Here is a 1149-nt window from a genome sequence, read left to right on the forward strand (position 1 = left end):
ACATGCGATAAGGAAGTAATTTCGCTTCAGAAGAGTCCTGATTGCAAGTATTGAATGAAATATTGCTACATTAGAAAACCGATCAAGATAGAGGAAAGCGAAACTCCTCCTATCGCTGGCCGTTATCTTCCCAGCGAAAGTAAGACAGCAAATGTGACTTACTCCAATTCGATTTATATAATCTTAAACAAGATCAATAAAGCTGCAGCAGTCCAATTACGCGAAACAAACTTCCAACTAAGCACTCATGAGCGGCTTAGTTCTTCAATCCATTTCTTATCAAGATTTAACAAAATAATATTGCAACTTTACTCAATCGATTTAAATAGAGGCATATAATGTAAGAGTAGTCACATATTTAAACAAAGCCAATCTAATATGTACATTCCAATTAAACGCTCATGAGCGGCGTAATACTTCATTCAATCAAAAACCACGATTTATGATGAAAATACATTCCAACTTTACTCAATCGATAGTAAGAGTAGCACATAATGAAAGAGTAATCAGATCTGTATGCAAAGCCAACCTAGCGAGTACATGCCAATTATACGCTCATGAGTGGCATAGTCCTTCAATCAACTTTCGATCACGATTTGAGATAATTAAAGCACAATTCAAGTACATCAAATTAAGATGAATTGCCACGAAATGAAACTTATGAATTGAAAGAAGTACATATAGAAACGGGACAGCTGCATGGTACGAGCATGAGCGACGCAAATAATGCGCCGGGAGATAACACGCGATAAGGAGTAATCCGCTCCCCTATCATTAATAATGAAAAGAAAATTACGAAAAGTTGTATTTTTAAATCTGAAACGGACACTGTGAAAGGCGGACTCCTCTTATCGCTATCACGTTACCCCTAATTCAAATAAAATACGAATAATTTATAGATAGATTGAAAGAGATGTTATATTTGGATAAAATATAGATAATTTTCAAATAATCTAATGGAGAGCAAACTTCAATTCGATTTTCGAACAACCCAAGAAATAATCAAGCTCATTGGTCAAATCGACTCTTTCAAAGGTATGTGGAGTATCATTGATGGAAAAAAATCCAAATACCTCAACGAGCTTCGGAGAATTGCCACTATAGAAAGTATAGGATCGTCAACTAGAATAGAAGGATCTAAGATGACTG

General features: G+C 35.3%; 1 pseudogene. It reads left to right on the forward strand.

The window, feature by feature from the left end:
- Positions 1-956: 956 nt before the first annotated feature.
- Positions 957-1149: pseudogene (locus L2567_RS20945) on the forward strand (Fic family protein); the annotation flags it as partial.

This window comes from Portibacter marinus (genome assembly GCF_021533195.1).
GTDB classification, from domain to species: domain Bacteria; phylum Bacteroidota; class Bacteroidia; order Chitinophagales; family Saprospiraceae; genus Portibacter; species Portibacter marinus.